The organism is Pararhodobacter sp., from assembly GCF_034676545.1.
In the GTDB taxonomy this organism is placed as follows: domain Bacteria; phylum Pseudomonadota; class Alphaproteobacteria; order Rhodobacterales; family Rhodobacteraceae; genus Pararhodobacter.
This window is the reverse complement of record NZ_JAUCBZ010000015.1, coordinates 877,594-901,195: the sequence shown is the minus strand read 5'-3', so window position 1 is coordinate 901,195 and position 23,602 is coordinate 877,594. Positions and strand designations below refer to the sequence as shown.

The window sequence follows — 23,602 nt, the reverse complement described above, 5'->3', positions numbered from 1 at the left end:
CGCGTCCCCCTTGGAACCCCCCGTGGATATTTGAAGAACAAAGACAGGCCAGAGGTAACCGGGTCAGTGCCTGAGCGCTGGCAGGCCGACGCCGGTGCTGTCGAATCCGCCATCTGCGGCGATGATCTGGCCGGTGACATAGCTGGCCTTGTCAGAGGCGAGAAACACGATCACCTCGGCAATCTCGCGTTCGGACCCATAGCGGTTGAGCGGGATCGCGTCGTGATAGGCGTCGATGATGTCCTGGGTATGCACCGCCATCGCCAGTTTCGTGCGCACCGGGCCGGGGCACACGCAGTTGGCGCGGATGCCATATTCGCCGAGTTCCACCGCCTGTTGTTTGGTCAGCTGGATCACCGCCGCTTTTGACGTGCCATAGGCCACGCGCAGGGTGGAGGCCCGGAGGCCCGAGATCGAGGCGATGTTCACCACCGCCCCCCTGGATTGGCGCAGCGCCGGGATTGTGGCCTGGGTCATCAGGAACACGCCGTCGAGGTTGGTCTCCATCACCGTGCGCCAGCGGGTGAAATTCGTGTCCTCGATGGGGCCGAAATCGGCCACGCCGGCGTTGTTGATCAGCGCGTCGATCTGGCCGAAATGCTTGAGAACCGCGGGTAGCGTGGCCTCGACTTCGGCGGGGATCGACACGTCGCAGTAGAATTTCTGCGCGCCTGTCAGATCGGCCGAGGCGCTGTCGAGGGCCGGCAGATCGCGGTCGATCATGGCGACTTGCCAGCCCAGTTCCAAGAACAGCTTCGTGGTGGCGAGGCCGATGCCGCGCGCAGCCCCGGTGACAAGCGCGATTTTGGTCATAAGGTTTCCTCAGGATTTTGCCTGCACGATGGCGCAGAGCATCTCGAACATCAAGGAGGCGCCGAGATAAGCCGTCCCGCCAGAGGGGTCGAAGGGTGGCGAGACCTCGACCAGATCGGCGCCGACGATCTTGATCCCGGCCAGCAGCCGCGCGCATTCCAGCGCCTGCCAACTGCTGGGGCCGCCAACCTCGGGCGTGCCGGTGCCGGGGGCAAAGGCCGGGTCGACAAAGTCGATGTCATAGCTGACGTAGGTGTCGCCCGCGCCCGCAATCTCGCGCGCTTCAGCCATCACATCCGCAACGCCGCGCTTGTGGAATTCCTCGATCGGGATCACGCGGATACCGACGGAGCGTGCGAACTCGCGGTCCTCGCTGTCATAGGCGGTGCCGCGAATGCCGATCATGCAGACGCGCTTTGGGTCCAGCAGTTCCTCCTCCACCGCGCGGCGGAACGGGGTGCCGTGGGTGTACATCATGCCGTTGAAATAGCTGTGGAACAGGTCGGTGTGGCTGTCGAAATGGATCATGCCAAGGGGCCGGTCATGCGCCAGCGCCCGCAGGATCGGCAGAGTGCACAGATGGTCGCCGCCTGCCGTCAGCGGCACGATCCCGGCGGCGCGGACCTGGGTGTAAAACTCGGTCATGCGGCGCAGGCTGTCCTGCACATCGGCCGGGTTGGGCGCCACATCGCCAAGGTCCGCGCAATTGGCGGCCTCGAACGGGCGCAGGCCGGTTATGCCATGCTGCGCGCGGATCATCGTCGAGGCGTCGCGCAATTGCCGGGGACCGTGGCGGGGGCCGGGGCGGTTGGTGGTGCCGCCATCCCAGGGCGCGCCGATCAGGCCGATGTGAACCTGCGCCAATCGCGGGTCATCCAGCGGGATATGCGGCAGGCGCATGAAGGTCGGAACCCCGGCATAGCGCGGCAGAACGAAGCCCGAGACTGGCTGGAAATCGGTGGACATGGCGAACCCCCTTTGCGTTTCGATCAGACAATCAGATGCCCCGCGCCCTGTCACCCCCATGTTGACCTGCGCGCCGCGCGCGGTCACTCTAGCGCACGCCAAAGGACGCCGAACCATGCAGATACTCGCCATCGACCAGGGCACCACCTCGAGCCGCGCCATCATCTTTGACGCCGAGTTGCGCGTCAAAGCTCTGGCCCAGTGCGAGTTTCCGCAGCATTTTCCCGCGTCGGGCTGGGTCGAGCATGATCCCGCCGACCTGTGGGACACCACGCTGGAAACCTGCCGCGCCGCGCTGGATCAGGCCGGTCCGGTGGCCGCCATCGGCATCACCAATCAGCGAGAAACGCTGCTGATCTGGGACCGCGCCACCGGCGAGCCGATCCACCGCGCGATTGTCTGGCAGGATCGCCGCACCGCGGACATTTGCGCCACGCTCAAAGCCGCTGGCCATGAGCCCGAGGTCACCGCCCGCACCGGCCTGTTGCTGGACCCCTATTTCAGCGCCACCAAGGCCGCCTGGATGCTGGATGCCGTGCCCGGCGCCCGCGCGCGTGCCGAGCGCGGCGAGCTGGCACTGGGCACCGTCGATTGCTTTCTGATCTGGCGGCTGACCGGCGGCAAGACCCACGCCACCGACGCCACCAACGCCGCGCGCACCATGCTCTATAACATCGCAACCGGCGGCTGGGATGCGGACCTGTGCGCCCTGTTCAACGTGCCCATGGCCCTGCTGCCCGAGGTCCGCGATTGCAACGCCAGCTTCGGCGAGACCACGCTGTTTGGCGTGCCGATCCCCATTCTGGGCGTGGCGGGCGATCAGCAGGCGGCGACCATCGGTCAGGCGTGTTTTCAGCCGGGGATGCTGAAATCGACCTACGGCACCGGCTGTTTCGCCCTGATGAACACCGGAACGGTGATGGTGCCCTCGACAAATCGCCTGTTGACGACGATTGCCTATCAGATCGACGGGCAGGTGACCTATGCGCTCGAAGGGTCGATTTTCATCGCCGGGGCCGTGGTGCAATGGCTGCGCGATGGGTTGAAAATCATCAAAGACGCGCCGCAAACGCAGACTTTGGCCGAGGCCGCCGACCCCGCGCAGCAGGTGATCATCGTGCCCGCCTTTACCGGGCTTGGCGCGCCCTATTGGCGGCCCGAGTGCCGGGGCGCGGTGTTCGGCCTGTCGCGCAACTCCGGCCCCGCCGAATTTGCCAAGGCCGCCTTGGAAAGCGTCGGGTTTCAGACCCGCGATCTGGCCGATGCGATGCGCGCCGATTGGGCCTCGCAGGGGGCCGAGGCCGTCCAGGGCGTGTTGCGCGTCGATGGCGGCATGAGCGCCAGCCGCTTTGCCATGCAGTTCCTGGCCGATATCCTTGGCGCGCCGGTTGACCGGCCGACCGTGCTGGAAACCACGGCGCTGGGCGTGGCCTGGCTGGCGGGGCACAAGGCCGGGATCATGCCGGATGCGGCGGGGTTTGCCGATCTCTGGGCGCTTGATCACCGGTTCGAGCCGGTCATGGACCCGACCACCCGCGAGGCACGCTATGCGGCGTGGCAACGCGCCGTTCGGGCGACCATCGCCGCCGCGTGACCCGGCGCCGCGCCCAATCCGGCGCCACCTCTCATTTGCGAGGCGGGCCGCCAAGCGCGCCGACAAACCGCTTCAACCGGTCCTCGGCCTTGCCCCGCACCAGCCGCAGCGATTGCAGCGCCAGTCTGGCAACCATCGTATGCGCCGACAATTCGGCTTCGACGATGATCCGGCAGCCGCCGTCGTCGAGGTCATAAAAATCCATGACCATGTCGGCCCCGGCGAGGTCCGACTCAAGGGTCATGGTCATCGTCTCATCGGTGGACGTCTCCAGAAGATTGACCGAGAATTTGCGTGGTTCTTCGCGCCAGACCATCGCACAGGACCACGCCATCTGCGGCGCCACCGAGACACGCTCGACGCGCGCGCCCATCTCTTGCAGGACCGTTTCAATCCGGGCCGGATCGCGGAACATGTGCAAAACCTGCGCGCGGGGCCGCTGGAAATCACGGATCGTTTCAATTTTCATAAGTCGCTACTCTCTTAATCAATCAATCAAGGGCGCCAGACAGCCACCGGGTGATCAATTCATAGGCAATTGCCCCGGCGCGCGGACGGCGCACCGTCGGATGCAGCCCGGCCAGGACATCCACCATGTCCTCGCGCGTCACCCAAATCGCGTCTTCCAGTTCAACCGGGTCCAGCGTGATCTCGTCATCCTCGGCCACGGCGACAAACCCCAGCATCAGGGAATTTGGCCAGGACCACGGCTGTCCGCCGACATATCGCACCGCGCGAACGGTGATGCCGGTTTCTTCATGCACCTCGCGCCGAACCGCCCCCTCCAGCGCCTCGCCCGGCTCGACGAACCCGGCCAAGGTGGAATACATCCCCTCGGGCCAACCGGGCGAGCGCCCCAGCAGCACCTTGTTGCCGCGCAGCACCAGCATGATCACCACCGGATCGGTGCGCGGAAAATGCGAGGCTTTGCACGCCGGGCAACGCCGCTGCCAACCGCTCTGGGTGACGACACTCGGCTGACCGCAAGACGCGCAATAGCGGTGCGACTGGTGCCAATTCATCAACGCGCGCGCCGTCGAGGCCATTGCCGCATCCGTCGCCGACAGCGACACCATCAAGCCGCGCAGCTCCAGAAAGGCGTAATCAGAGGGCACGGCCGGGTGATAATAATCCACCGGATCAAAAAATGCGGCCATCGCTGCTTCTTCCAGCGAATCGGGCACCCAGGAGGACACATCCGCCGCAAAGCGCGCAGCCCCCTCGTGATGCCCCAGAAACACCCAATCGTCGCGCGCATCGTCCAGGATCTTGTGCCCCGGCGCGACCCAGCCCGCCTTGGTCCGCGCCGCGCCGGCGATCAACGGACGCCCGCGCCACATCGGCAACACCCGAGTCGTCGGGTTCGACCGCAAGGCCGCAATCGCGGCCGGGTCGCGGCGCACCTCGGCGGTCCGGTCATCCCATTCAGCAGAAAAGACGATATCGCGTTGCACGGAGCACCCATTTTGGAACCGCCGCTGCTTTAAGCCATTTTCTGTGTTATGAAAACCACTATATGAAAGGGAAAGATCATCCAGAGAGTTGTCTTGCAACCAGAAGGTGTGCTTAGTTGCCATGACACAGACAGCGTTTTGTCTAAATTTTGCCTTTGATTGCGGTCATTTCCAAAGCTTCGTACTGCGCTTTGGGTTTCGGTCCTCGACTCAGGGCGGCAGTGGGACAATGACGTGATCGTTCGAGGAAATGCGTTGCTCAACTCCAGCACCTTTCGTGGCCTGACTGCCGGTCAACGTGCCGTTCACCTGCGGGTGATCGAAACGACGGACCTGCACCTGCACCTGCTGCCGTATGACTATTACGCCGACAAGCCGTGGAACGGCATCGGTCTGGTCAACGCCGCGCAAATGATCGAGGACGCGCGCAGCGAGGCCAACAACACCCTGCTGTTCGACAATGGCGACTTCCTGCAAGGCACGCCGATGGGCGATTATGTTGCCCATGAACGCGGCCTGCGCGAGGGCGATGTGCACCCGGTCATCGCCGCGATGAACGCGCTGGAATTCGACGCGATCACGCTGGGCAATCACGAATTCAACTATGGGCTCGATTTCCTGATGACGGCGCTGGGCGGTGCTGCGTTCCCCGTGGTGTCGTCGAATCTGTCCGTCAGGCACGGCGCAAACCCGCTGCGCGACACCACGTTGGTGAAGCCCTATGTGCTGATCGACAAGATGGTTGCGGATGATCAGGGGTTCGAGCACCGCTTGCGGATTGGCGTCATCGGCTTTGCCCCGCCGCAGGTGGTGGATTGGGACAGTCACGCCCTGGACGGCCGCCTGCGCGCCCGCGATATCATCGAAACCGCCCGCGCCTATGTCCCCGAAATGCGCGAGGCCGGGGCCGATCTGATCATTGCTCTGGCGCATACCGGCATCGGCGCCTCGCGCCATACCGAGGGCATGGAAAACGCCGCCGTGCCTCTGGGCCGTGTGCCCGGCATTGACGCGCTGCTGACCGGGCATAGCCATCTGGTGTTTCCGTCGCCGGTGTTCAGCAACCTGACCGACGTTGATATCGCCGCGGGCACCGTTTCGGGCAAACCGGCGGTGATGGGCGGTTGCTGGGGGGCGCATATCGGCCTGATCGACATCCTCTTGACCCGCGACGCCGGCAAATGGGAGGTTCTGGGCACCCGCTCCGAGGTTCGCTCCTTGCCCAAGGCCCCGCCCGCCGCCGCACCGCAAAAGGCGCAGCGCGTGGCCGCTGCCGTGGCTGCGGCGCATACCGATACCCTCGCCGCCATTCGTCGCCCGGTCGGGCAATCGGAGCAGCCGCTGCATTCCTATTTCACCCATCTGGGCGAATTCGATGCCCTGCGCGTCGTGGCCGAGGCCCAGCGCGCCTATGTCGCCGCACAACTGACCGACCCCGACCTCATGGATCTGCCGATTCTGTCGGCGGTGGCCCCGTTCAAATCCGGCGGTCGCAGCGGTCCTGCGGGCTATACCGATATTGCCGCCGGGCCTTTGGCGTTGCGCCATATCGCCGATCTTTACGCCTTTCCCAACGCCATCGCCGCGCTCTGCCTGACCGGAAAGGAGATCACCGAATGGCTGGAACGTTCGGCATCGGCCTTCAGCCAGGTCCGGCTGGGCAGCACCGGCACGCTGTTGCGAGACCCCGACTTTCCGGGCTATAATTTCGAGATGATCAACCCGCTCGATGTGGTTCTCGACCTGTCGAAACCGGCCCGCTACAACGCCGACGGCACCATGATCAACGACAAGGCGCACCGCGTGGCCTCGGTGTCGCTGCATGGCGCGCCGCTGGACCCAGAGGCCCGGTATATCCTGTGTACCAACAGCTATCGCGCCGGGGGTGCCGGGAATTTCGCCGGCGCACGCAGCGCCAATCTCGTGCTCTCGGACGAGGCCGTGGCCCGTGACATCGTGCGCCAGTATGTTGCGCAAAGTGATACGGTCCATGTCGGCACGGGTGGCAGCCTGCGGTTCACACCGATGCCTGACACCAGTGTGGTGTTTGAAACCGGGCCAAAGGCCCGCCATCACCTGAGCGAGATCGCCCGCTACAACCCTGTCCCCCGTGGCCTGACGCGCAGCGGATTCCTGCGGTTGAAGCTGGATCTATCGGGCGAGGTCTGAGCCGACCGGGCAATCAAGGGGCAACGATCGCTGCCCCTTTTCGCGCAACCGTCATCGCTCAGCCATCTATGCGAATGCGCGCGTTCGTCGGGTCATAGGGGCTGTCCTCGACCACCACCGCATCCCATTCCTGCCGCATCATGCGCAGCTTCAGCTTGGTGCCGACGACCGCCAGATCGGGCGTCACATAGCCCATGCCGATCTGCTTGCCGAACGCCACCGAATACCCGCCCGAGGTCAGACGTCCGACCTTCTTGCCATCCACCAGCAGCACTTCGCGGCCCCAGGGATCGGCGTCCTGCGGCCCGTCAATCAGCACCGTGACACATTTCGCCCGGATGCCGGTGGCGTTCATCGCGTCCTTGCCGTGGAAGTCTTTGCCCTGATCCACGAACCGCGGCAGATCGGCCTCCAACGGCGTGGCGTCGCGGCCCAATTCGTTGCCGAACGCGCGATAGGATTTTTCTTGCCGCAGCCAGTTCTGCGCCCGCGCGCCAACCAGTTTCAGCCCGAACTCCTGCCCCGCCGCCATCAGTTGATCGAACAGATAGGCCTGCATCTCGATCGGGTGGTGCAATTCCCAGCCCAGCTCGCCGGTATAGGCCACGCGGATCGCCCGCACCGGACACATGCCCAATTCGATGTTGCGCATCGACAGCCACGGGAACCGCTTGTTCGAGAGCACCGTTGACGGCTCGGCATCGCGGACCAGTGTGTTCAGGAACTCACGCGACTTCGGCCCCGCCACCGCGAACACGCCCCATTGCGTCGTCACATCATGGATGTCGACATAAGTGCTCTGCGCGGCCATGAAATCTGCCGCCGATTTGCGCAGGAAATCCGCATCATAGGCCGTCCAGGCCCCCGCCGACACCAGGTAATATTCCTCCTCGGCCAGCCGCACGATGGTGTATTCGGTGCGCGTCGTGCCCGCCCCGGTCAGCGCATAGGTCAGGTTGATGCGGCCCACCTTGGGCAGCTTGTTGCAGGTGAAATGATCCAGAAACGCCGTCGCCCCCGGCCCGCGCACCAGATGCTTGGTGAAGGCCGAGGCATCAATCATGCCGACGCCCTCACGGATCGCCTTGGCCTCGGCGACGGCATACGGCCACCAGGCGCCGCGCCGGAAGCTGCGGCCATCGTGGTCGAAATTCGACGGCGCATCCAGCGGGCCAAAATAGTTCGGCCGCTCCCAGCCGTTCACCTGCCCGAACTGCGCACCCAGCGCCTTTTGCCGGCCATACACCGGCGTCGTGCGCAGCGGGCGGCAGGCTTCGCGCTCTTCGTCGGGGTGGTGCAGGATATAGACGTGCTCGTAGCATTCCTCGTTCTTGCGCGCCGCGTATTCGGTGGTCATCCAGTCGCCGTAACGCTTGGGGTCCAGCGAGGCCATGTCGATCTCGGCCTCGCCCTGCGTCATCAACTGCGCCAGATAATAGCCCGTGCCGCCCGCCGCAGTGATGCCGAAACTGAACCCTTCGGCCAGCCACATGTTGCGCAGACCGGGTGCCGGACCAACCAGCGGGTTGCCGTCGGGCGTGTAGCAGATCGGGCCGTTGAAATCATCCTTGAGGCCGCTGTCCTCGCAAGACGGTATCCGGTGGATCATCGCCGCGTATTGGTCTTCGATCCGCTCCAGATCCAGCTGGAACAGATCGGCGCGGAAACTGTCGGGCACGCCATAGTCAAACCGCGCCGGGGCGCCGCGCTCATAGACGCCCAGAATCCAGCCGCCGCGCTCCTCGCGGACATAGGATTGCGCATCGGCGTCACGGATCACCGGGTGTTCCGGGTTCGACTTGCGCCATTCGACCAAGGCCGGATCCTGATCCATGACGATGAACTGATGCTCGACGGGGATCGCGGGGATCTTGATGCCCAGCAGCTTCGCCGTGCGCTGCGCGTGGTTGCCGGTGGCGGTCACCACATGCTCGGCGGTGATCTCGAACACCTCGCCCGAGGGCACCAGATTGCCGCCCTTTTCCGCCATGCGCTCGCAGGTCACCACCCACGCGGACCCGGTCCAGCGATAGGCGTTGACCTGAATCTTGCGCTCGATGGTGCAGCCATGCTGGCGCGCGCCCTTGGCCATTGCCTGCGTCACGTCGGCCGGGTTGATATAGCCGTCTTGCGGGTGATAGAGCGCGCCCTTCAGATCGTCGGTGCGGATCAGCGGCCAGCGTGCCTTGACCTGTTCCGGTGTCAGGAATTCATGGTGCACACCCGCCGTTTCCGCGACCGAGGAATACAGCATGTATTCGTCCATCCGCGCGTCAGTCTGCGCCATGCGCAGGTTGCCAACCACTGCGAAACCGGCATTCAGGCCCGTCTCGGCCTCCAGTGATTTATAGAAATCAACGCTGTATTTGTGGATATGCGTCGTCGCGTAGCTCATGTTGAACAGCGGCAGCAAGCCCGCCGCGTGCCAGGTCGAACCCGAGGTCAGTTCATCGCGTTCGACCAGCATGGTGTCCCAGCCCGCCTTCGCCAGATGATAGGCAATGCCGGTGCCGACGGCACCACCACCAACGACAAGGGCTTTCACATGGGTTTTCATCGCGCGGTGCTCCGGCTGCTGCAATTTTGATACGTCATCGCAGCAAATCACACGCGGCGGTCAAATGCACCCGACCGATGAACGCGCGAAAACGACCCGCACCCTGCCAGCGGTGCTATTTCGACAAATCCGCGCGCCAAATGGCCAGTCCCAGAACCACCATCGCCGCCACGATCGAGACACCCCCAACGATCACCAGATACGGCGGCACACCGAACAGCACTTCGGCCAGAATGCCGACCGGCATCAGCATCCCGGCCAGCCCCAGCCACGAGGCCAGCTTGGCCTGCCCCGCCGAAATCGGCAACCGCAAGATCAGATACCCGATCAGCACGTTCAGCAATGCAAAGAGGTTGCCATGCACATGCGCCAGACGTGATTCGAAATGCACGCCGGTCGAATACTGCGCGATCCAGTCCTCGCGGCCGGGCGCGAAATCACGCAGGTAAATCAGGAAGAACCCGTACAGCATGAACCCGGCCAGAAACCACAAACCCGTGACGATATTCGCTTTCCCCGTGATCATGGTGCCGCTCTTGTGGCCGTGTGCCGTTTCCGAAACAGATAGACCGCAATCGCCAGCCAGAACCCCAGCCGGAGTGTCATCGCCGCCACGGTCCTTGCCTCATAGGCACCGCCTTCAAGGATATGCCAACCAAGCGCCACAAAGACGACGGCAATGGCGGCGGCCAATCCCTTGGCAAGGGTAAAGGCGAAGGGGTTGTTGCGATACAGGCAGACCCCGGCGATCACATAGAGAAAGCCACTGAGCGCATTGAACCACAAGACACCCGCCACCACGTTCCCGGCCAGCGACGCCACATCCGCCCCGCCGAACAACACCGAAAACCCCGAGATCACGGTCAAAACCCCGAAACCGACGGCTGCCAGCCCAAGGCCACGTTGCACAATCCTGGTCATATCCGCATATCCCTGTGTCAGACCTCGACCATTATACGCGGCCAGCCCGGGTTTCCGCCGCCTTTTCCGCGACACGCGCCGGGGCGCTTTGTCGCATCCCGTTCCCGCAGCCGCATTGCTCCGCTCAAAGACACGCGGTATCACCAAGGGAACGCCCCTCAGGATGCCCCGTCATGCACATCTGCCGCACCATCGCCGACATCCGCACCACCACCGCCGGCTTCCGCGCCGCCGGTGAGTCGGTCGCCTTGGTGCCGACGATGGGCTATCTGCACGCCGGACACATGGCGCTGGTCGAACGCGCCAAATCCGAGGGGCAGCGGGTTGTCACCACGATCTTCGTGAACCCCACGCAATTCGGCGCGAACGAGGACCTGTCAACCTACCCCCGCGACGAGGCCCGCGATCTGGCAATGCTTCAGGCCGCCGGGGTCAACGCCGTGTTCCTGCCCGAGGTCGCCGAAATCTACCCCGAGGGCGCGCAAACCATTGTTGAAACCACGGATCTGGCGAAGATCCTGATCGGCAAACTGCGCCCGGGTCATTTTCGCGGCGTGGCGACCGTCGTCACCAAACTGTTCAACATCATCCAGCCCGACGTCGCCTGCTTTGGCGAGAAAGATTACCAGCAGCTTTGCGTCATCCGCCAATTCACCCGCGATCTGAACATCCCCGTGCGCATCGTCGGCGTCCCCACCGTACGCGAAGCCGACGGCCTCGCCATGTCCTCGCGCAACGTGCGCCTGACGCCTCAGGACCGCGCCGCCGCCGTGATCCTGTCGCGCGCCCTGACCCAAGCCGCCGACCTGGCCAAAACCGGCATCACCGCCTCGCGTCTGCGCGCCTGGGTCGCCGCCCATATCCAGAGCGAACCGCGCGCCGACCTGCAATCCGCCGACATCCGCGACGCGCAAACCCTGCGCAGCATCTCCGGCCCGCTCAAGGCGCCCGCCGTGATTCTGCTGGCGGTGAAATTCGGCGCTGTCCTCCTGATCGACCAACGCGTCGTCACGCCCTGAGAAAGGAACCCCGATGTCCACCCAGACCTCCGTCCAGCCCGGCACCCCGATCCGCCGCATCACCGTGCCGCAACTGCGCGCCCGCAAAGGCGGCGAGCCCATCGTCTCGCTGACCTCCTACCATTCGCACACCGCCGCCATCGTCGACAAATACGCCGATTTCATCCTCGTCGGCGACAGCCTCGGCATGGTCATGCACGGCATGGAATCCACCGTCGGCGTGACGCTGGACATGATGATCACCCACGGCAAAGCCGTTGTGCGCGGCACGAAACGCGCGCTGATCGTCGTCGACATGCCCTTTGGCACCTACGAGGAATCGCCCAGCGTCGCCTTCCGCAACGCCGCCAAGGTGATGACCGCCACCATGTGCCAGGCCGTCAAGCTCGAGGGCGGCGCGCGCATGGCCGACACGATCCGCTTTCTGGTCGATCGCGGCATCCCGGTGATGGCCCATATCGGCCTCACGCCGCAGTCCACCAACGTCATGGGCGGCTTCAAGACCCAGGGCCGCGACGAGGCCACATGGCAGCACCACATCAACGACGCCATCGCCGTCGCCGAGGCCGGGGCCTTTGCCGTCGTCGTCGAGGGCGTCGTCGAACCCTTGGCCAACAAGATCACCCAGGCCATCGACATCCCCACCATCGGCATCGGCGCCTCCGCCGATTGCGACGGGCAGATCCTCGTGCTCGAGGATATGCTGGGCCTCAACCCCAAGCCGCCCAAATTCGTCAAGGTCTACGGTGAGTTCGGCGGCATGATGGAACGCGCCGTGTCAAAATACGCGGCTGAGGTCAAATCCCGCGCCTTTCCGTCTGACGATGAAACCTACCGCTAAGAGGCCACAATGCCCCAATCCAGCCGCCTGAACCTGCCCTTCACCGGCATCTGCACCTTCGGCAAATACCCGCATGTGTCGGATTGGGACGCGATTGACGCCGACGTCGCCGTGATGGGCGCACCGTTTGACGCGGGCACCCAGTTCCGCTCGGGCGCGCGCATGGGGCCACGCGCGATCCGCGAGGCCTCGACGCTGTTTTCCTTCGGCCTCGGCGGGGCCTATGACCACGAGGACGACATCACCTACCTCGACCCGGCGCTCACCCATATCGTCGATATCGGCGATGCCGACATCATCCACACCGATACGGAAACCAGCCACGCCAATATTGCCTTCGGCGTGCGCAAAATCCTCGCGGCGGGGGCGATTCCGGTGGTGCTGGGCGGCGATCACTCGGTCAATATCCCCTGTATCGACGCTTTCGATGACCAGGATCCGATCCATATCGTGCAAATCGACGCGCATCTCGATTTCGTCGACGTGCGCCACGGCGTGCGCAACGGCCACGGCAACCCGATGCGCCGCGCGGCGGAAAAATCCTATGTCACCGGCATCAGCCAGATCGGCATCCGCAACGTCTCCTCCACCGCCCGCGACGGCTACGAGGCCGCGCGCGCCATGGGCACCGACATCCAATCCGTGCGCCAGTTCCGCAAACTGGGGGTCGAGGGCATGTTGGCCCGCATCCCGGCGGGCGCGCGCTACTACGTCACCCTCGATATCGACGGGTTCGACCCTTCCATCGCGCCCGGCACCGGCACGCCCAGCCACGGCGGGTTCTATTACTACGAGATGCTGGAACTGCTCGACGGGCTCGCCAAACGCGGCGCCATCGTCGGCATGGATCTGGTCGAGGTCGCGCCCGACTACGACCAGACCGGCACCACCTCGATCCTGGCGGCACAAATCCTGATGAACACCATCGGCCGCATCCTGCACCACCGCGCGCTGTGACGTCTCGGGGGGCGCTCACCCGAAATGCGGTCAGGCCGCAATCACCAAACACCAGTCCGGCACCCCGAAGGATCAACGCCCCGCACCGTCGCGGGCCAGACGGCTTCGCCAGGGCCCGGCGATATCCGCCACATTGTCCCCCTTGCCCTGCGCACCAAAGACCAAAAAACCCCACCCAGATCCGGCGCGCGCTCGGGTCTCCGGGCTGACACACCCGGCACCCGGCAACCGCTACGCCCACCAACTGCGATGGTGTGACGGGTTCAACAAGGCAAGAAAACACGCCGCCCCGCAACCGCCGCCGCCCCCCTTGCAACGGCGAGCACCCTGATGCGCCCCCCATCCAACCCCTGTCACACCCGATGGAACCCACCTTCCGCCGTGCGTGCCATTGCCTTGCCAACGCGGCCTCCCCCCAAAACGGGCGCCCCCTGAACCCTTGCAAACGCGCCGGGTCGCACACCCGCACTTGCGGCTTCATCTTGCCAAAAATACTCACATCACCACGCCCGCCCCACGCGCGGCGTCAACCAAGGAACACCCCCAACCGCGCCGCCGCCGCCGCTAACCGCGCCCGTACCGGTGCAGAAACCGGCGTCACAATATACCCCGCCCGCGCATCACCAATGCACAGCGCTTCCCCCTCGGGGGCCGCCCGCCAGATCAACCCGATCAACACGCACAGCGCCGCATCCAGCCGGTCCTGATCACCCTTCCCGGGCGCGGCCATCTGCGCCATCTGCGCGAACCACGTCGTCAGGGCCGGCACCACCAACCGCGCCGCCGCCTCCGCCGCCACCCGGCACACCGCCCCCCAATCCGCGTGCCGGTACGTCTTGCGGTTTTGCGGGTTATACTTCGGCGCACCCAATCGCGCCGCAAACCCCTCATGCAACCCGGCCAGGGCAAGCGCCGGAAACACCTCGATCAGGAAATGCCCGGTCACTGCCCGCCGCGACAAGGCAACCTCCTGCCACGCCTCGACACTGTCCAGAAACCGCCACAGCGGCGCATGATCGCCAAACATCCTGTGTTTTCCGCGATTGGCAGGCTGCACCCCGCCCCCGGTATAGGACAGGACCGAGGCCGCCACCCGCTCGGCGGGCCGCATCCCGCCCGCATTCGGCACCACACTCGGCTGATCCAGCGCAATCAGGCTCAGGCCATACCCCACGCGGCGCGCATGCACATACACCGCCGCCTGCGCGAAACTGACCAGTTCGGGCGCATGAAACACACCCTGCCCGGCCGCATCAAACCCCAGCGCAGCAATCGCACCGGGGGCCTTCGGATTGTCGGTCCAGGCACTGTCAAACCCGAACACGATACACTCGGTTTGCCCGCTCACAACTTGCATCACCTCTCCTCTTGCGGTGCTCTTGGTTCCCCAAATATCCCGGGGTGAGGCGCACCCGCGCCGAGGGGCTGGCCCCTTCTTTACGGCGTGGAACCGTTATCAAAGGGTAAACGCTGCACGCCAACCCCTTGATTTCCCCTGTCTCACACCCTGTCCCACGGGGGGACACCCCCGACACCGCGCAGGAAAAAGGGGGGCCAAAGCCCCCCTTCCCCGTCCGTCAATCCAGCACATTCAAGCCGAGGCCAACCGCGCCGCCACGTTTTCCCAGTTGACCAGCTTTTCAAGGAAGTTGGTCAGATAGGCCGGGCGCTTGTTGCGGAAATCAATGTAATAGGAATGCTCCCAAACATCACAGCCCAGCAGCGCCGTCTGCCCGAAACACAGCGGGTTCACGCCGTTTTCCGTCTTGGTGACCTTCAACCCACCGTCCTTGTCCCGAACCAGCCAGCACCAGCCCGAGCCAAACTGCCCGGCACCCGCCGCCGCGAAGTCATCCTTGAACTTCTGCACCGACCCGAACGAGTCCACAATCGCGGCTTCCAGTTCCGACGGCATCGCCTTGCCATTCGGCCCCATCATCTCCCAGAACTGCGCGTGATTCCAATGCTGCGAGGCATTGTTGAAAATCCCGTTCTGCGCCACCGCCCCGGCCTGATAGGTGCCGGTGACGATGTCCTCCAACGACTTGCCCTCCCACTCGGTCCCGGCAATCAGCTTGTTGCCGTTGTCGACATAGGCCTTGTGGTGCAGGTCGTGATGATACTCCAGCGTCTCTTTGCTCATGCCAAGCGCAGCAAGGGCGTCGTGGGCATAGGGCAGGTCAGGAAGGGTAAATGACATAGCGGTCCTCATTGGTTGGTTATCCCGTTGAGAGTAATAAGGGTCTCTGGTGCCCAAAGGTCAAGCCCGGCGCGGTAGAAGACCGACATCTCGGATGAGGTTTTTCCCGGCAGCCAGCGTCACGGTTTGGGGTGATCGTCGTAATCCCCGCGCAAGATGCGCTGGCTGTCGCCCTCGGGGTCGTCATATTGGCCGCGCCGCAGGGTCCACCAGAAGGCCGCGAGGCCGACCAGCCCCAAGATCAGGGACACGGGGATCAGTACTGCCAGAATATCCATTGTCTATCCGATCCTTGCGCCTACATGCTAAGGCGCGTTATTTCAGCCGCAAAGCGTTCAGCGCGACGGTTATCGACGACAGCGACATTGCCAGCGCTGCCAGCAGCGGCGAGGCCAGCCCGATCAGCGCAATCGGCACGGCGATGATGTTATAGCCAAACGACACCGCGAAATTCTGGCGGATGCGCCTGACGGCAAGCACCGAGACGCGCTGTGCCTCGGGCAATGGGGCCAGCGAGGCGCCCAGCAGCACGATATCCGAGGCCACGCGCGCCGCATCCAGTGCCGAGGCGGGCGAGATCGAGACATGCGCCGCGACCAGCGCAACCGTGTCGTTCAACCCGTCGCCGACCATCAGCACCCGGTGCCCCTGCGCCTGAAGCGCATTGATCGCGTCGGCCTTGTCTTGCGGCAGGGCCTCGGCGCGCCAGTCGTCGATGCCCAGTCGCGCCGCCAGATCACCAACCGCGCCGGGCACGTCGCCCGAGATCAGGATGACCTGCTTGCCCTGCGCCTTGAAGGCCGCCACGGCCTCGGCGGCGCCATCGCGCAATTGGTCGGCAAAGGCGATCGCGTGCGGCGGCTGCGTGCCAATCGCGAGATAGGTGGCGGTGACGTTCAGAGCCTCGGCCCCGACCCAGTTCGCGCGCCCCAAACGCACGCGCTGACCATGCCACAGGGCTTGAATCCCGTGGCCGGGCACCTCGGCGATATCGTCCAGCATTGCCGGGACAACGCCTTGCGCGCGGGCGGATTTGGCCAGTGATATCGCCAGCGGGTGACTGGAGGCACTCGCCAACCCGGCGGCAACGCCGAGATCCTGACGGCTCAGATCCTGCAGGTTCACCGGCTGCGGGGTGCCCATCGTCAGGGTGCCGGTCTTGTCGAAGACGACGGTATCAACCTCGGCCAGACGCTCCAGCGCGGAGCCATCCTTGATCAACAGCCCGGCGCGAAACAGCTTGCCCGAGGCCGCCGTCACGACCGCAGGCACGGCCAGACCCAGCGCGCAGGGGCAGGTGATGATCAGCGTCGCCGCGGCGATGTTCAGGGCAAAGCGCGCGTCGCCGCCGGTGATATACATCCAGACCACGAAGGCCCCGAAGGCGAGGATATGCACGCTGGGCGAATACATCCGCGCGGCGCGTTCGGCCAAGGTCGTGTATTTGTTGCGCGCGTTTTCGGCGATGGCCACCAGATCGGCCATGCGGTGCAACGAGCTGTCCTTGCCCGCCGCCGTCACGCGCACGGTCAAGGGGCCGGTCAGGTTCACCGCGCCAGCAGACACCACCAGATCGGGGCTGGCGAAGACCGGCAAGGTCTCGCCGGTCAGCAAGGAGCGGTCGAGTTCCGAAGTGCCCGCCGTGATCACCCCGTCCACCGGGATGCGCCCACCGGGACGGACCAGCACCAGATCGCCGACCTTCAGTTCGGCGACGGACACGGTTTCCTCGGTGGTTCCGGTCAGGCGGATCGCGCGCGGCACCTCGAGCGCGGCCAATTCCTGCGCGGCAGAGCGCGCCACGGCGCGGGTGCGGAAATCCAGATAACGGCCCGCCAACAGGAAGAAGGTCAGCATCACCGCCGCATCGAAATAGGCGTGGTGCCCGCTGTTCAACGTCTCATAAAGCGAAATTCCGGTGGCCAGAATGATGGCCAGCGAGATCGGGAAATCCATGTCGAGGCGACCGGCACGCACCCCGGCAATCGCCTTGCGAAAGAAGGGTTGCGCCGAAAAAGCCACGGTCGGCAGGGCAATCGCCCCCGAGATCAGATGGAACAGGTCGCGCGTCGCATCCGTCGCGCCAGACCACACCGCCACCGACAGCAGCATGATATTCATCATGCTGAACCCGGCCACGCCCAGGCGCATCAGCAGATCGCGGCCCTGGCGGTCGGTGTGGGTCATCGACAGGGTGCCGGGGTCCAGCTCATGGGCGGTATAGCCGACGGTGGCCAGGCGTTCGATGACCTGCTCGGGCGTCACGTCGATATCCGCATCGACCGAGACCCGCCGCAGGGTCAGGTTCAGCCGTGCGGACCGAATGCCCGGCATGACCTCCAGATCGCGCTCGATCGTCGAGATACACAGCGCGCAATGCGCGTCAGGCACCGACAGCATCAGGCGCGCGCCCTTCTCGGCCTTGGCCGCCGCCGCGCGCTCCATCGCCGACGGGGCGACGGAGCAAGCCGGGCAGGCCGAAACAGAGGGCGCGTCAAACGTGTCGGTCATGGCGTGGCCTTCAACGATGGTGGATCAGGCCGATGCGCTGCGTGAAATCAGTGCCATCGGCGGCAACTGCGACAATATGCAGGTTCCAGTTACCGTAATCGACGTCGACATCGGCAACATAGGCCCCATCTTCGAGGCGCATTTCGGGCATGAAGTCTTCGCGCGCAGTGGTCGGGCGGCCCAGCGTGACCTGCAAGCTGTCAATCGCCGCAATCGAGCCGTTGGCGTTGTTGATCGCAAGGCGCAATCGTCCTGCGGTCAGGTCGGCCTCGGTGGTCCAGCCCAGCGCGCGTTGGCTTGCCTGGCGTTCGTTGAACCCCTGGCTGGCAACATACGAGTTGCGCACCTCAAGCCCCGGAAAGGTATCAATCGCAACATAGGCCATGAACAAATTCACGCCGATGATGACCCCGAACGCGCCGACCGTGATCATCAGCACGCCGCGCCCGGTGAGTTCGCGCTCGCCAGATTTCGCCATTATCGACCCCTTCCGTTAAAGACGGTCTCGCCGTAAATCCGCTCTTCGCCGCCGACCACAGAAACCCAGATCCTCACCGGTGTGATGCCCGCCGCGGTCTCGGGTGTGTTGGGCATTGCGGTCAGGTAGACGCGTTGGTTCAATTGCTCGTCCGGTCCGACGAGAACGCTCTGGCCGTCAATGCCTTCCATCGTCAGGATGATATCGTTGTTATCCGCCACCGACAGCAGGAATTCACGCGCCTCCTGGTTCATGTTGCGCAAGCGGATGTCATAGGCGTTGCGCACCGAGCCATCGGCCAACACCACATGCGTCGGATTGCGGATCGGTGAGATCGACATATCCACATCCGTGCGCAGGAACAAGGCGACCAGAAGCCCCAGCCCAATACCGCCCCAGAGCACGGTGTAAACGATCGTGCGCGGCCGGAAGATATGCTTCCAGACCGACTTGGGCGCTTCGCCCTTGCGTTCGCTGACCTCGTCGGTCAGGGCCAGATAGCCGATCAACCCGCGAGGCTTGCCAATCTTGTCCATGATATCGTCGCAGGCGTCGATGCACAGGCCGCAGGTGATACAGGCCATTTGTTGCCCGTCGCGAATATCAATGCCCATCGGGCAGACGTTGACGCAGGCCATGCAGTCGATGCAATCGCCCAGTTTTTCAGCCTCGGCACCCTTGCGTTGTTTGCCGCGTGGTTCACCGCGCCAATCCCGATAGCCGATGGTGATCGTGTCCTCGTCCATCATCGCGGCCTGAATCCGCGGCCAGGGGCAGGCATAGATACAGATCTGCTCGCGGAAGAAGCCCCCGAACAGGAATGTCGTGAGGGTCAGGAAAATGATCGTGCCATAGGCAACCGGATGCGCGTTGAACGACAGAAGATCGCGCAGCAAGGTCGGCGCATCGGTGAAATAGAACACCCAGGCCCCGCCGGTGGCCAAACCGATCAGCAACCAGACCAGCCATTTCAACCCATATTTGCGGATTTTCTCGGCACCCCATTTCTGGCGATGCAACCGGACCCGCGCGTTGCGGTCGCCCTCGATCCAGCGTTCGACAAGGATGTACAGGTCGGTCCAGACGGTTTGCGGGCAGGCATACCCGCACCACACACGCCCCAGCGCCGAGGTGAACAGGAACAACCCGATGCCGGCCATGATCAACAGGCCCGCGACGAAGTAGAACTCATGCGGCCAGATTTCGACCATGAAGAAGAAAAAACGTCGATTGGCGAGATCGACCAGAACCGCCTGATCCGGCAGAACCGGCCCACGATCCCAGCGAATCCAAGGTGTTATGTAGTAAATGCCCAGCGTGAACGCCATCAACCACCACTTGAGGTTGCGAAACGCCCCTTTGACACGCTTTGGAAAGATCGGCTCGCGTTTTTCGTAGAGGCTTTTTTCTTCTGACGAACTCACGGATTCGCTCCTTGTTGGTGGCCTTGAGCGTGATTGACACCCTACCCGCATTCCAGCCTTGACTTGAATCAATAATACGGATTTTAAAAATGGGTTATGCGCCAAAAAGGCGCACTCCGGCCGGAGTGGCCGGGCGCGCCCTTGGTGTCAGCCTTGACTGCACCAAACCCCCTGGAAACGCGCGAACAGGACCGGGGGTTGGTGCAGCCCCTGACGCCCCGATTGCCCGGAGCGCCAGATCGCAGTGTCGGTTACTGACCGCCGCCCAACTGGTGGATATAGGCCGCAACGGCGCGGACCTGCGCGGCTGGCAGTCGCTCGCCGAAACCGGGCATGATGCCGAACCGGGCATTCATGACGGTTTCATGGATCGTTTCCGCATCACCACCATAAAGCCAGATGGCGTTGTTCAACGCTGGCGCGCCCGAGAAGGTGTCGCCTTCGCCGTCGATACCGTGGCAGGAGGAACAGTTCAAATCGAAGACCTCGGCACCCGCCAATGCCAGTGTGGCATCATGGGGTTGGCCCGAGATGTTCAGAACATGCTGCACAACCTGGTCGATTTCTTCACCGGTCAGCAGTTCATCACGCCCGAAGGCGGGCATTTCCGACCAACGTGCATCCGGATAATCCTCGTTGCGGATGCCATGCGTGACGGTCTGCTCGATGTCCTCGATCGTGCCGCCCCAGATCCACTCGTCGTCGAGCAGGTTCGGGAAGCCGCCGGCCTGAACGCCCGCCGCACCCGCACCGTGGCACTGCGAACATTGCGCCCGGAACACTGCCGCGCCCGCGTTGACCGCAAAGCGTTGCAATTCGGCGTCGTCGGTGATGCTGGCCAGATCAGCCTCCATCAGGCGGTCATACCAGACCTGGTTGCGCGCATCGACGGCGGCGATCTCGGCCGCGACTTCGGCGCGCGTCGAGTAGCCAAGGATGCCCGTGGTCGCCGAGTTGATCAGCGGCCAAGCCGGGTAGAAGATCATGTAGATCACGGCCCAGATGATGGTGATGTAGAACGACCAGAGCCACCAACGCGGCATCGGGTTATCGAACTCTTCGATCCCGTCCCACGAATGGCCCGTCGTCGACGGATCGCCTTTGGGCTTTTTCTTTGGTTGAGCGGCCATCAGCGTGCTCCCTGGCTGTGATCCCGACCCGAGGAGGGGGCTGGTGCCCCGTCCTGTGCCGGTCTGTCGTCATTGCGGAAGATCATCGACGCCGTTTCGGCATGTACTGCCTTGCTGCCCGGGCGAAACGCCCAGATCACGATGCCGATAAAGAACAAGGTCATGAACAGCAGATACCAGCTGTCCGCGAACTCTCTGAGCAGGGTGTAGGTTTCCATGATCCCTTCCTCCTTAGCGGCTTGCGTCGACGACGAAGGTGCTGCGATCAACCAACGTTCCGAGCATCTGGAAATAGGCGATGATTGCGTCCATTTCCGTCAGTTCCGGCTGGCCATCGAAGTTCCGCGTCTGTGCCGAGTGATAGCGTTCCAGCAAGCCCGAATGATCCGCGTCAGGATCAGCCTGTGCCAGGAAGTCGGCGCGGGCATTTTCCAGCATCTCGTCGCTGTAGGGCACGCCCACCATGCGATAGGTGCGCAACAGATCCTCGACATAGCGGCCGTCGATCACGGTGTTCGACAGGTAGCCGTAGGTTGGCATCACCGATTCCGGCACAACGCTGCGCGGGTCGGTCATGTGGGCGACGTGCCATTCGTCCGAATAGCGCCCGCCCAGACGGGCCAGGTCAGGCCCGGTCCGCTTGGAGCCCCACTGGAACGGATGGTCGTACATCGACTCCGCCGCCAGCGAATAGGGGCCGTACCGCTCGACTTCGTCACGCATCGGGCGGATCATCTGGCTGTGACAGGTGTAGCAGCCTTCGCGCACATAGATCTCACGTCCCGCAAGTTCCAGCGGTGCGTAAGGGCGCATCCCCTCGACCTCTTCGATCGTGTTCTCAAGATAGAACAGAGGCACGATCTGCACGAGGCCGCCAATGGTGACCACCAGAAAGCTGAGGACCAGCAACAAGGTGGCGTGCGTTTCGATTTTCTTGTGGTGATCTAGAATACCCATTTCACCCTCCGTTATTCGGCGGGAACTGCAGACGCAGCGACGGGCTTTGCTTCGCCCACGCTCGTCACAGTTTTCCACAGGTTATAGCACATGATCAGCGCACCGGTCAGGAACATCAGCCCGCCAATACCCCGGACCACATACATCGGGAATTTGGCCCCCACGGTGTCGGCGAAGGAGTTCACAAGGAAGCCCTGCGCGTCTACCTGACGCCACATCAGACCTTCCATGATGCCGGTCACCCACATCGAGGCCGCGTAAAGCACGATGCCGATCGTAGCCAGCCAGAAGTGCCAGCTGACCAGGGACAGGCTGTAGAGGCGCTCGCGCTTCCACAGTTTCGGCACCAGGTAATACATCATCCCGAAGGTGATCATCCCGTTCCAGCCCAGCGCACCCGAGTGGACGTGACCGATGGTCCAGTCCGTATAGTGCGACAGAGAGTTCACGGCGCGGATCGACATCATCGGCCCCTCGAACGTGGCCATCCCGTAGAAGCCCACGGCGACAACCATCATGCGAATCACCGGGTCGGTGCGCAGCTTGTCCCAGGCGCCCGAGAGCGTCATCAGACCGTTGATCATGCCGCCCCAGGACGGCATCCACAGCATGATCGAGAAGGTCATGCCCAGTGTCTGCGCCCAGTCCGGCAGCGCGGTATAGTGCAGGTGGTGCGGACCAGCCCAGATATAGAGGAAGATCAGTGCCCAGAAGTGGATGATCGACAGCTTGTAGCTGTAAACCGGACGTTCAGCCTGCTTGGGGATGAAGTAATACATCATGCCCAGGAAGCCGGCGGTCAGGAAGAAGCCCACGGCGTTGTGGCCATACCACCACTGCACCATCGCCGATTGCACGCCCGACCAGACCGGAACCGAATCCGAGCCAAAGAACGACACGGGAACCTGCGCGTTGTTGATCAGGTGCAGCATGGCAATGGTGACGATGAACGACAGGTAGAACCAGTTCGCCACATAGATGTGGGGTTCTTTGCGTTTGATCAGCGTGCCCATGTAGACCAGCAGGAAGGCCACCCAGACAATCGTCAGCCACAGGTCGGCCAGCCACTCGGGCTCGGCGTATTCCTGGCTTTGCGTCGAACCCAGAACATAGCCGGTTGCGGCGAGCAGGATGAACACCTGATAGCCCCAGAACACGAACCACGCCAGGTTGCCGCCAAACAGCCGCGCCGCCGAGGTGCGCTGCACCACATAGAACGCCGAGGCGATCAAGGCGTTGCCACCAAAGGCAAAAATCACCGCCGAGGTGTGCAGGGGACGCAGGCGACCAAAGTTGTAATAGCCTCCGGTCAGCTCCAGGTTCGTTTCCGGAAAGGCAAGCTGGAAGGCGATGATCACGCCAACGAGGAATCCGACGACTCCCCAGCCTGCCGTCGCGATCACGCCATAGCGGATCACCCCGTCCAGATATTCTCTTTGATTGTGCTCAGTCTCGCCCATATGGCGAATCTGCCACACGAAAAATGTCGCCGCGGCCAACACGAAAATGATCATGTGAACCATATAGGCGAGATCGCGCGCGTGACTTGCCGCATAGGCGGCAGCGACCGCGACTGCGGCAAGCACGATCAGCTTGACGTAATCCCACATT

Annotated in this window: 22 protein-coding genes; 5 read left to right on the top strand and 17 right to left on the bottom strand. The window is 63.6% G+C overall.

Translation table 11 applies throughout. The annotated features are described in order from the left end of the window. Positions 1-63: 63 nt before the first annotated feature. On the bottom strand, positions 64-813 hold the full coding sequence (locus VDQ28_RS07860; RefSeq protein WP_323035412.1) for an SDR family oxidoreductase: 750 nt from the start codon (positions 811-813) through the stop codon (positions 64-66). Between the two features lie 9 nt (positions 814-822). Beyond that, on the bottom strand, positions 823-1,779 hold the full coding sequence (locus VDQ28_RS07855; protein WP_323035411.1) for an agmatinase: 957 nt from the start codon (positions 1,777-1,779) through the stop codon (positions 823-825). Positions 1,780-1,894: 115 nt separating this feature from the next. Here VDQ28_RS07855 and glpK point away from each other — a divergent pair, with 115 nt between their 5' ends. Further along, complete coding sequence (gene glpK / locus VDQ28_RS07850) at positions 1,895-3,373, top strand: glycerol kinase GlpK (protein WP_323035410.1); 1,479 nt, start codon at positions 1,895-1,897, stop codon at positions 3,371-3,373. Between the two features lie 31 nt (positions 3,374-3,404). Here glpK and VDQ28_RS07845 read toward each other — a convergent pair whose 3' ends face one another. Together VDQ28_RS07845 and nudC are read right to left on the bottom strand one after the other, a co-directional pair. Next, on the bottom strand, positions 3,405-3,842 hold the full coding sequence (locus tag VDQ28_RS07845) for a hypothetical protein (protein WP_323035409.1): 438 nt from the start codon (positions 3,840-3,842) through the stop codon (positions 3,405-3,407). Between the two features lie 22 nt (positions 3,843-3,864). Further along, positions 3,865-4,827 carry an NAD(+) diphosphatase gene (gene nudC, locus VDQ28_RS07840; protein WP_323035408.1) on the bottom strand — a complete coding sequence of 321 codons (963 nt, stop codon included), beginning with the start codon at positions 4,825-4,827 and terminating at the stop codon, positions 3,865-3,867. 234 nt (positions 4,828-5,061) lie between these two features. Between nudC and VDQ28_RS07835 the strand changes: the two genes are divergently transcribed. Next, positions 5,062-6,996: a bifunctional 2',3'-cyclic-nucleotide 2'-phosphodiesterase/3'-nucleotidase gene (locus VDQ28_RS07835; protein ID WP_323035407.1), complete on the top strand. Its 1,935-nt coding sequence runs from the start codon at positions 5,062-5,064 to the stop codon at positions 6,994-6,996. 58 nt (positions 6,997-7,054) lie between these two features. Here the strand turns inward: VDQ28_RS07835 and VDQ28_RS07830 are convergent, their stop codons facing one another. From VDQ28_RS07830 to VDQ28_RS07820, 3 genes are all read right to left on the bottom strand, one after another. Continuing rightward, entirely contained in the window at positions 7,055-9,553 is a 2,499-nt protein-coding gene (locus tag VDQ28_RS07830; RefSeq protein ID WP_323035406.1) for an FAD-dependent oxidoreductase, read from the bottom strand. A gap of 115 nt (positions 9,554-9,668) precedes the next feature. Further along, positions 9,669-10,079 (bottom strand): hypothetical protein, encoded by a 411-nt coding sequence (locus VDQ28_RS07825; RefSeq protein ID WP_323035405.1) that lies wholly within the window; start codon positions 10,077-10,079, stop codon positions 9,669-9,671. After that, complete coding sequence (locus VDQ28_RS07820) at positions 10,076-10,474, bottom strand: hypothetical protein (protein ID WP_323035404.1); 399 nt, start codon at positions 10,472-10,474, stop codon at positions 10,076-10,078. Before VDQ28_RS07820 ends, VDQ28_RS07825 begins: the two co-directional genes overlap by 4 nt. A 173-nt stretch (positions 10,475-10,647) precedes the next feature. On the opposite strand from VDQ28_RS07820, the gene panC reads away from it, so the two are divergent. The 3 genes from panC to speB are packed head-to-tail and all read left to right on the top strand — an operon-like array spanning position 10,648 to position 13,291. After that, a complete protein-coding gene (panC, locus tag VDQ28_RS07815) occupies positions 10,648-11,493 on the top strand; it encodes a pantoate--beta-alanine ligase (protein ID WP_323035403.1) in 846 nt (281 codons plus the stop codon). A 13-nt stretch (positions 11,494-11,506) separates the two neighbouring features. Continuing rightward, positions 11,507-12,334 carry a 3-methyl-2-oxobutanoate hydroxymethyltransferase gene (gene panB, locus VDQ28_RS07810; protein ID WP_323035402.1) on the top strand — a complete coding sequence of 276 codons (828 nt, stop codon included), beginning with the start codon at positions 11,507-11,509 and terminating at the stop codon, positions 12,332-12,334. Positions 12,335-12,343: 9 nt separating this feature from the next. Further along, positions 12,344-13,291 (top strand): agmatinase, encoded by a 948-nt coding sequence (gene speB, locus VDQ28_RS07805; RefSeq protein ID WP_323035401.1) that lies wholly within the window; start codon positions 12,344-12,346, stop codon positions 13,289-13,291. A 526-nt stretch (positions 13,292-13,817) separates the two neighbouring features. Here speB and VDQ28_RS07800 read toward each other — a convergent pair. The 10 genes from VDQ28_RS07800 to ccoN form a co-directional block, all read right to left on the bottom strand. Then, entirely contained in the window at positions 13,818-14,648 is an 831-nt protein-coding gene (locus tag VDQ28_RS07800; RefSeq protein ID WP_323035400.1) for a DUF429 domain-containing protein, read from the bottom strand. Positions 14,649-14,882: 234 nt separating this feature from the next. Next, positions 14,883-15,491 (bottom strand): superoxide dismutase, encoded by a 609-nt coding sequence (locus tag VDQ28_RS07795; RefSeq protein WP_323035399.1) that lies wholly within the window; start codon positions 15,489-15,491, stop codon positions 14,883-14,885. Between the two features lie 119 nt (positions 15,492-15,610). Continuing rightward, the gene (gene ccoS / locus VDQ28_RS07790; protein ID WP_323035398.1) at positions 15,611-15,769 is read right to left on the bottom strand and encodes a cbb3-type cytochrome oxidase assembly protein CcoS; all 159 of its coding nucleotides are present in this window, start codon (positions 15,767-15,769) and stop codon (positions 15,611-15,613) included. 37 nt (positions 15,770-15,806) lie between these two features. Next, positions 15,807-18,002, bottom strand: a complete 2,196-nt coding sequence (locus VDQ28_RS07785; RefSeq protein ID WP_323035397.1) for a heavy metal translocating P-type ATPase — start codon at positions 18,000-18,002, stop codon at positions 15,807-15,809. A 10-nt stretch (positions 18,003-18,012) separates the two neighbouring features. Next, positions 18,013-18,480: a FixH family protein gene (locus VDQ28_RS07780; protein WP_323035396.1), complete on the bottom strand. Its 468-nt coding sequence runs from the start codon at positions 18,478-18,480 to the stop codon at positions 18,013-18,015. Next, positions 18,480-19,955 carry a cytochrome c oxidase accessory protein CcoG gene (gene ccoG, locus VDQ28_RS07775; protein ID WP_323035395.1) on the bottom strand — a complete coding sequence of 492 codons (1,476 nt, stop codon included), beginning with the start codon at positions 19,953-19,955 and terminating at the stop codon, positions 18,480-18,482. The genes VDQ28_RS07780 and ccoG overlap by 1 nt, the downstream gene beginning before the upstream one ends. A 200-nt stretch (positions 19,956-20,155) precedes the next feature. Then, complete coding sequence (gene ccoP / locus VDQ28_RS07770; protein WP_323035394.1) at positions 20,156-21,034, bottom strand: cytochrome-c oxidase, cbb3-type subunit III; 879 nt, start codon at positions 21,032-21,034, stop codon at positions 20,156-20,158. After that, positions 21,034-21,252: a cbb3-type cytochrome c oxidase subunit 3 gene (locus tag VDQ28_RS07765; RefSeq protein ID WP_323035393.1), complete on the bottom strand. Its 219-nt coding sequence runs from the start codon at positions 21,250-21,252 to the stop codon at positions 21,034-21,036. Before VDQ28_RS07765 ends, ccoP begins: the two co-directional genes overlap by 1 nt. Positions 21,253-21,265: 13 nt before the next feature. After that, on the bottom strand, positions 21,266-21,991 hold the full coding sequence (gene ccoO / locus VDQ28_RS07760) for a cytochrome-c oxidase, cbb3-type subunit II (RefSeq protein WP_323035392.1): 726 nt from the start codon (positions 21,989-21,991) through the stop codon (positions 21,266-21,268). Between the two features lie 11 nt (positions 21,992-22,002). Next, the gene (gene ccoN, locus VDQ28_RS07755; protein WP_323035391.1) at positions 22,003-23,601 is read right to left on the bottom strand and encodes a cytochrome-c oxidase, cbb3-type subunit I; all 1,599 of its coding nucleotides are present in this window, start codon (positions 23,599-23,601) and stop codon (positions 22,003-22,005) included. Position 23,602: the final 1 nt, after the last annotated feature.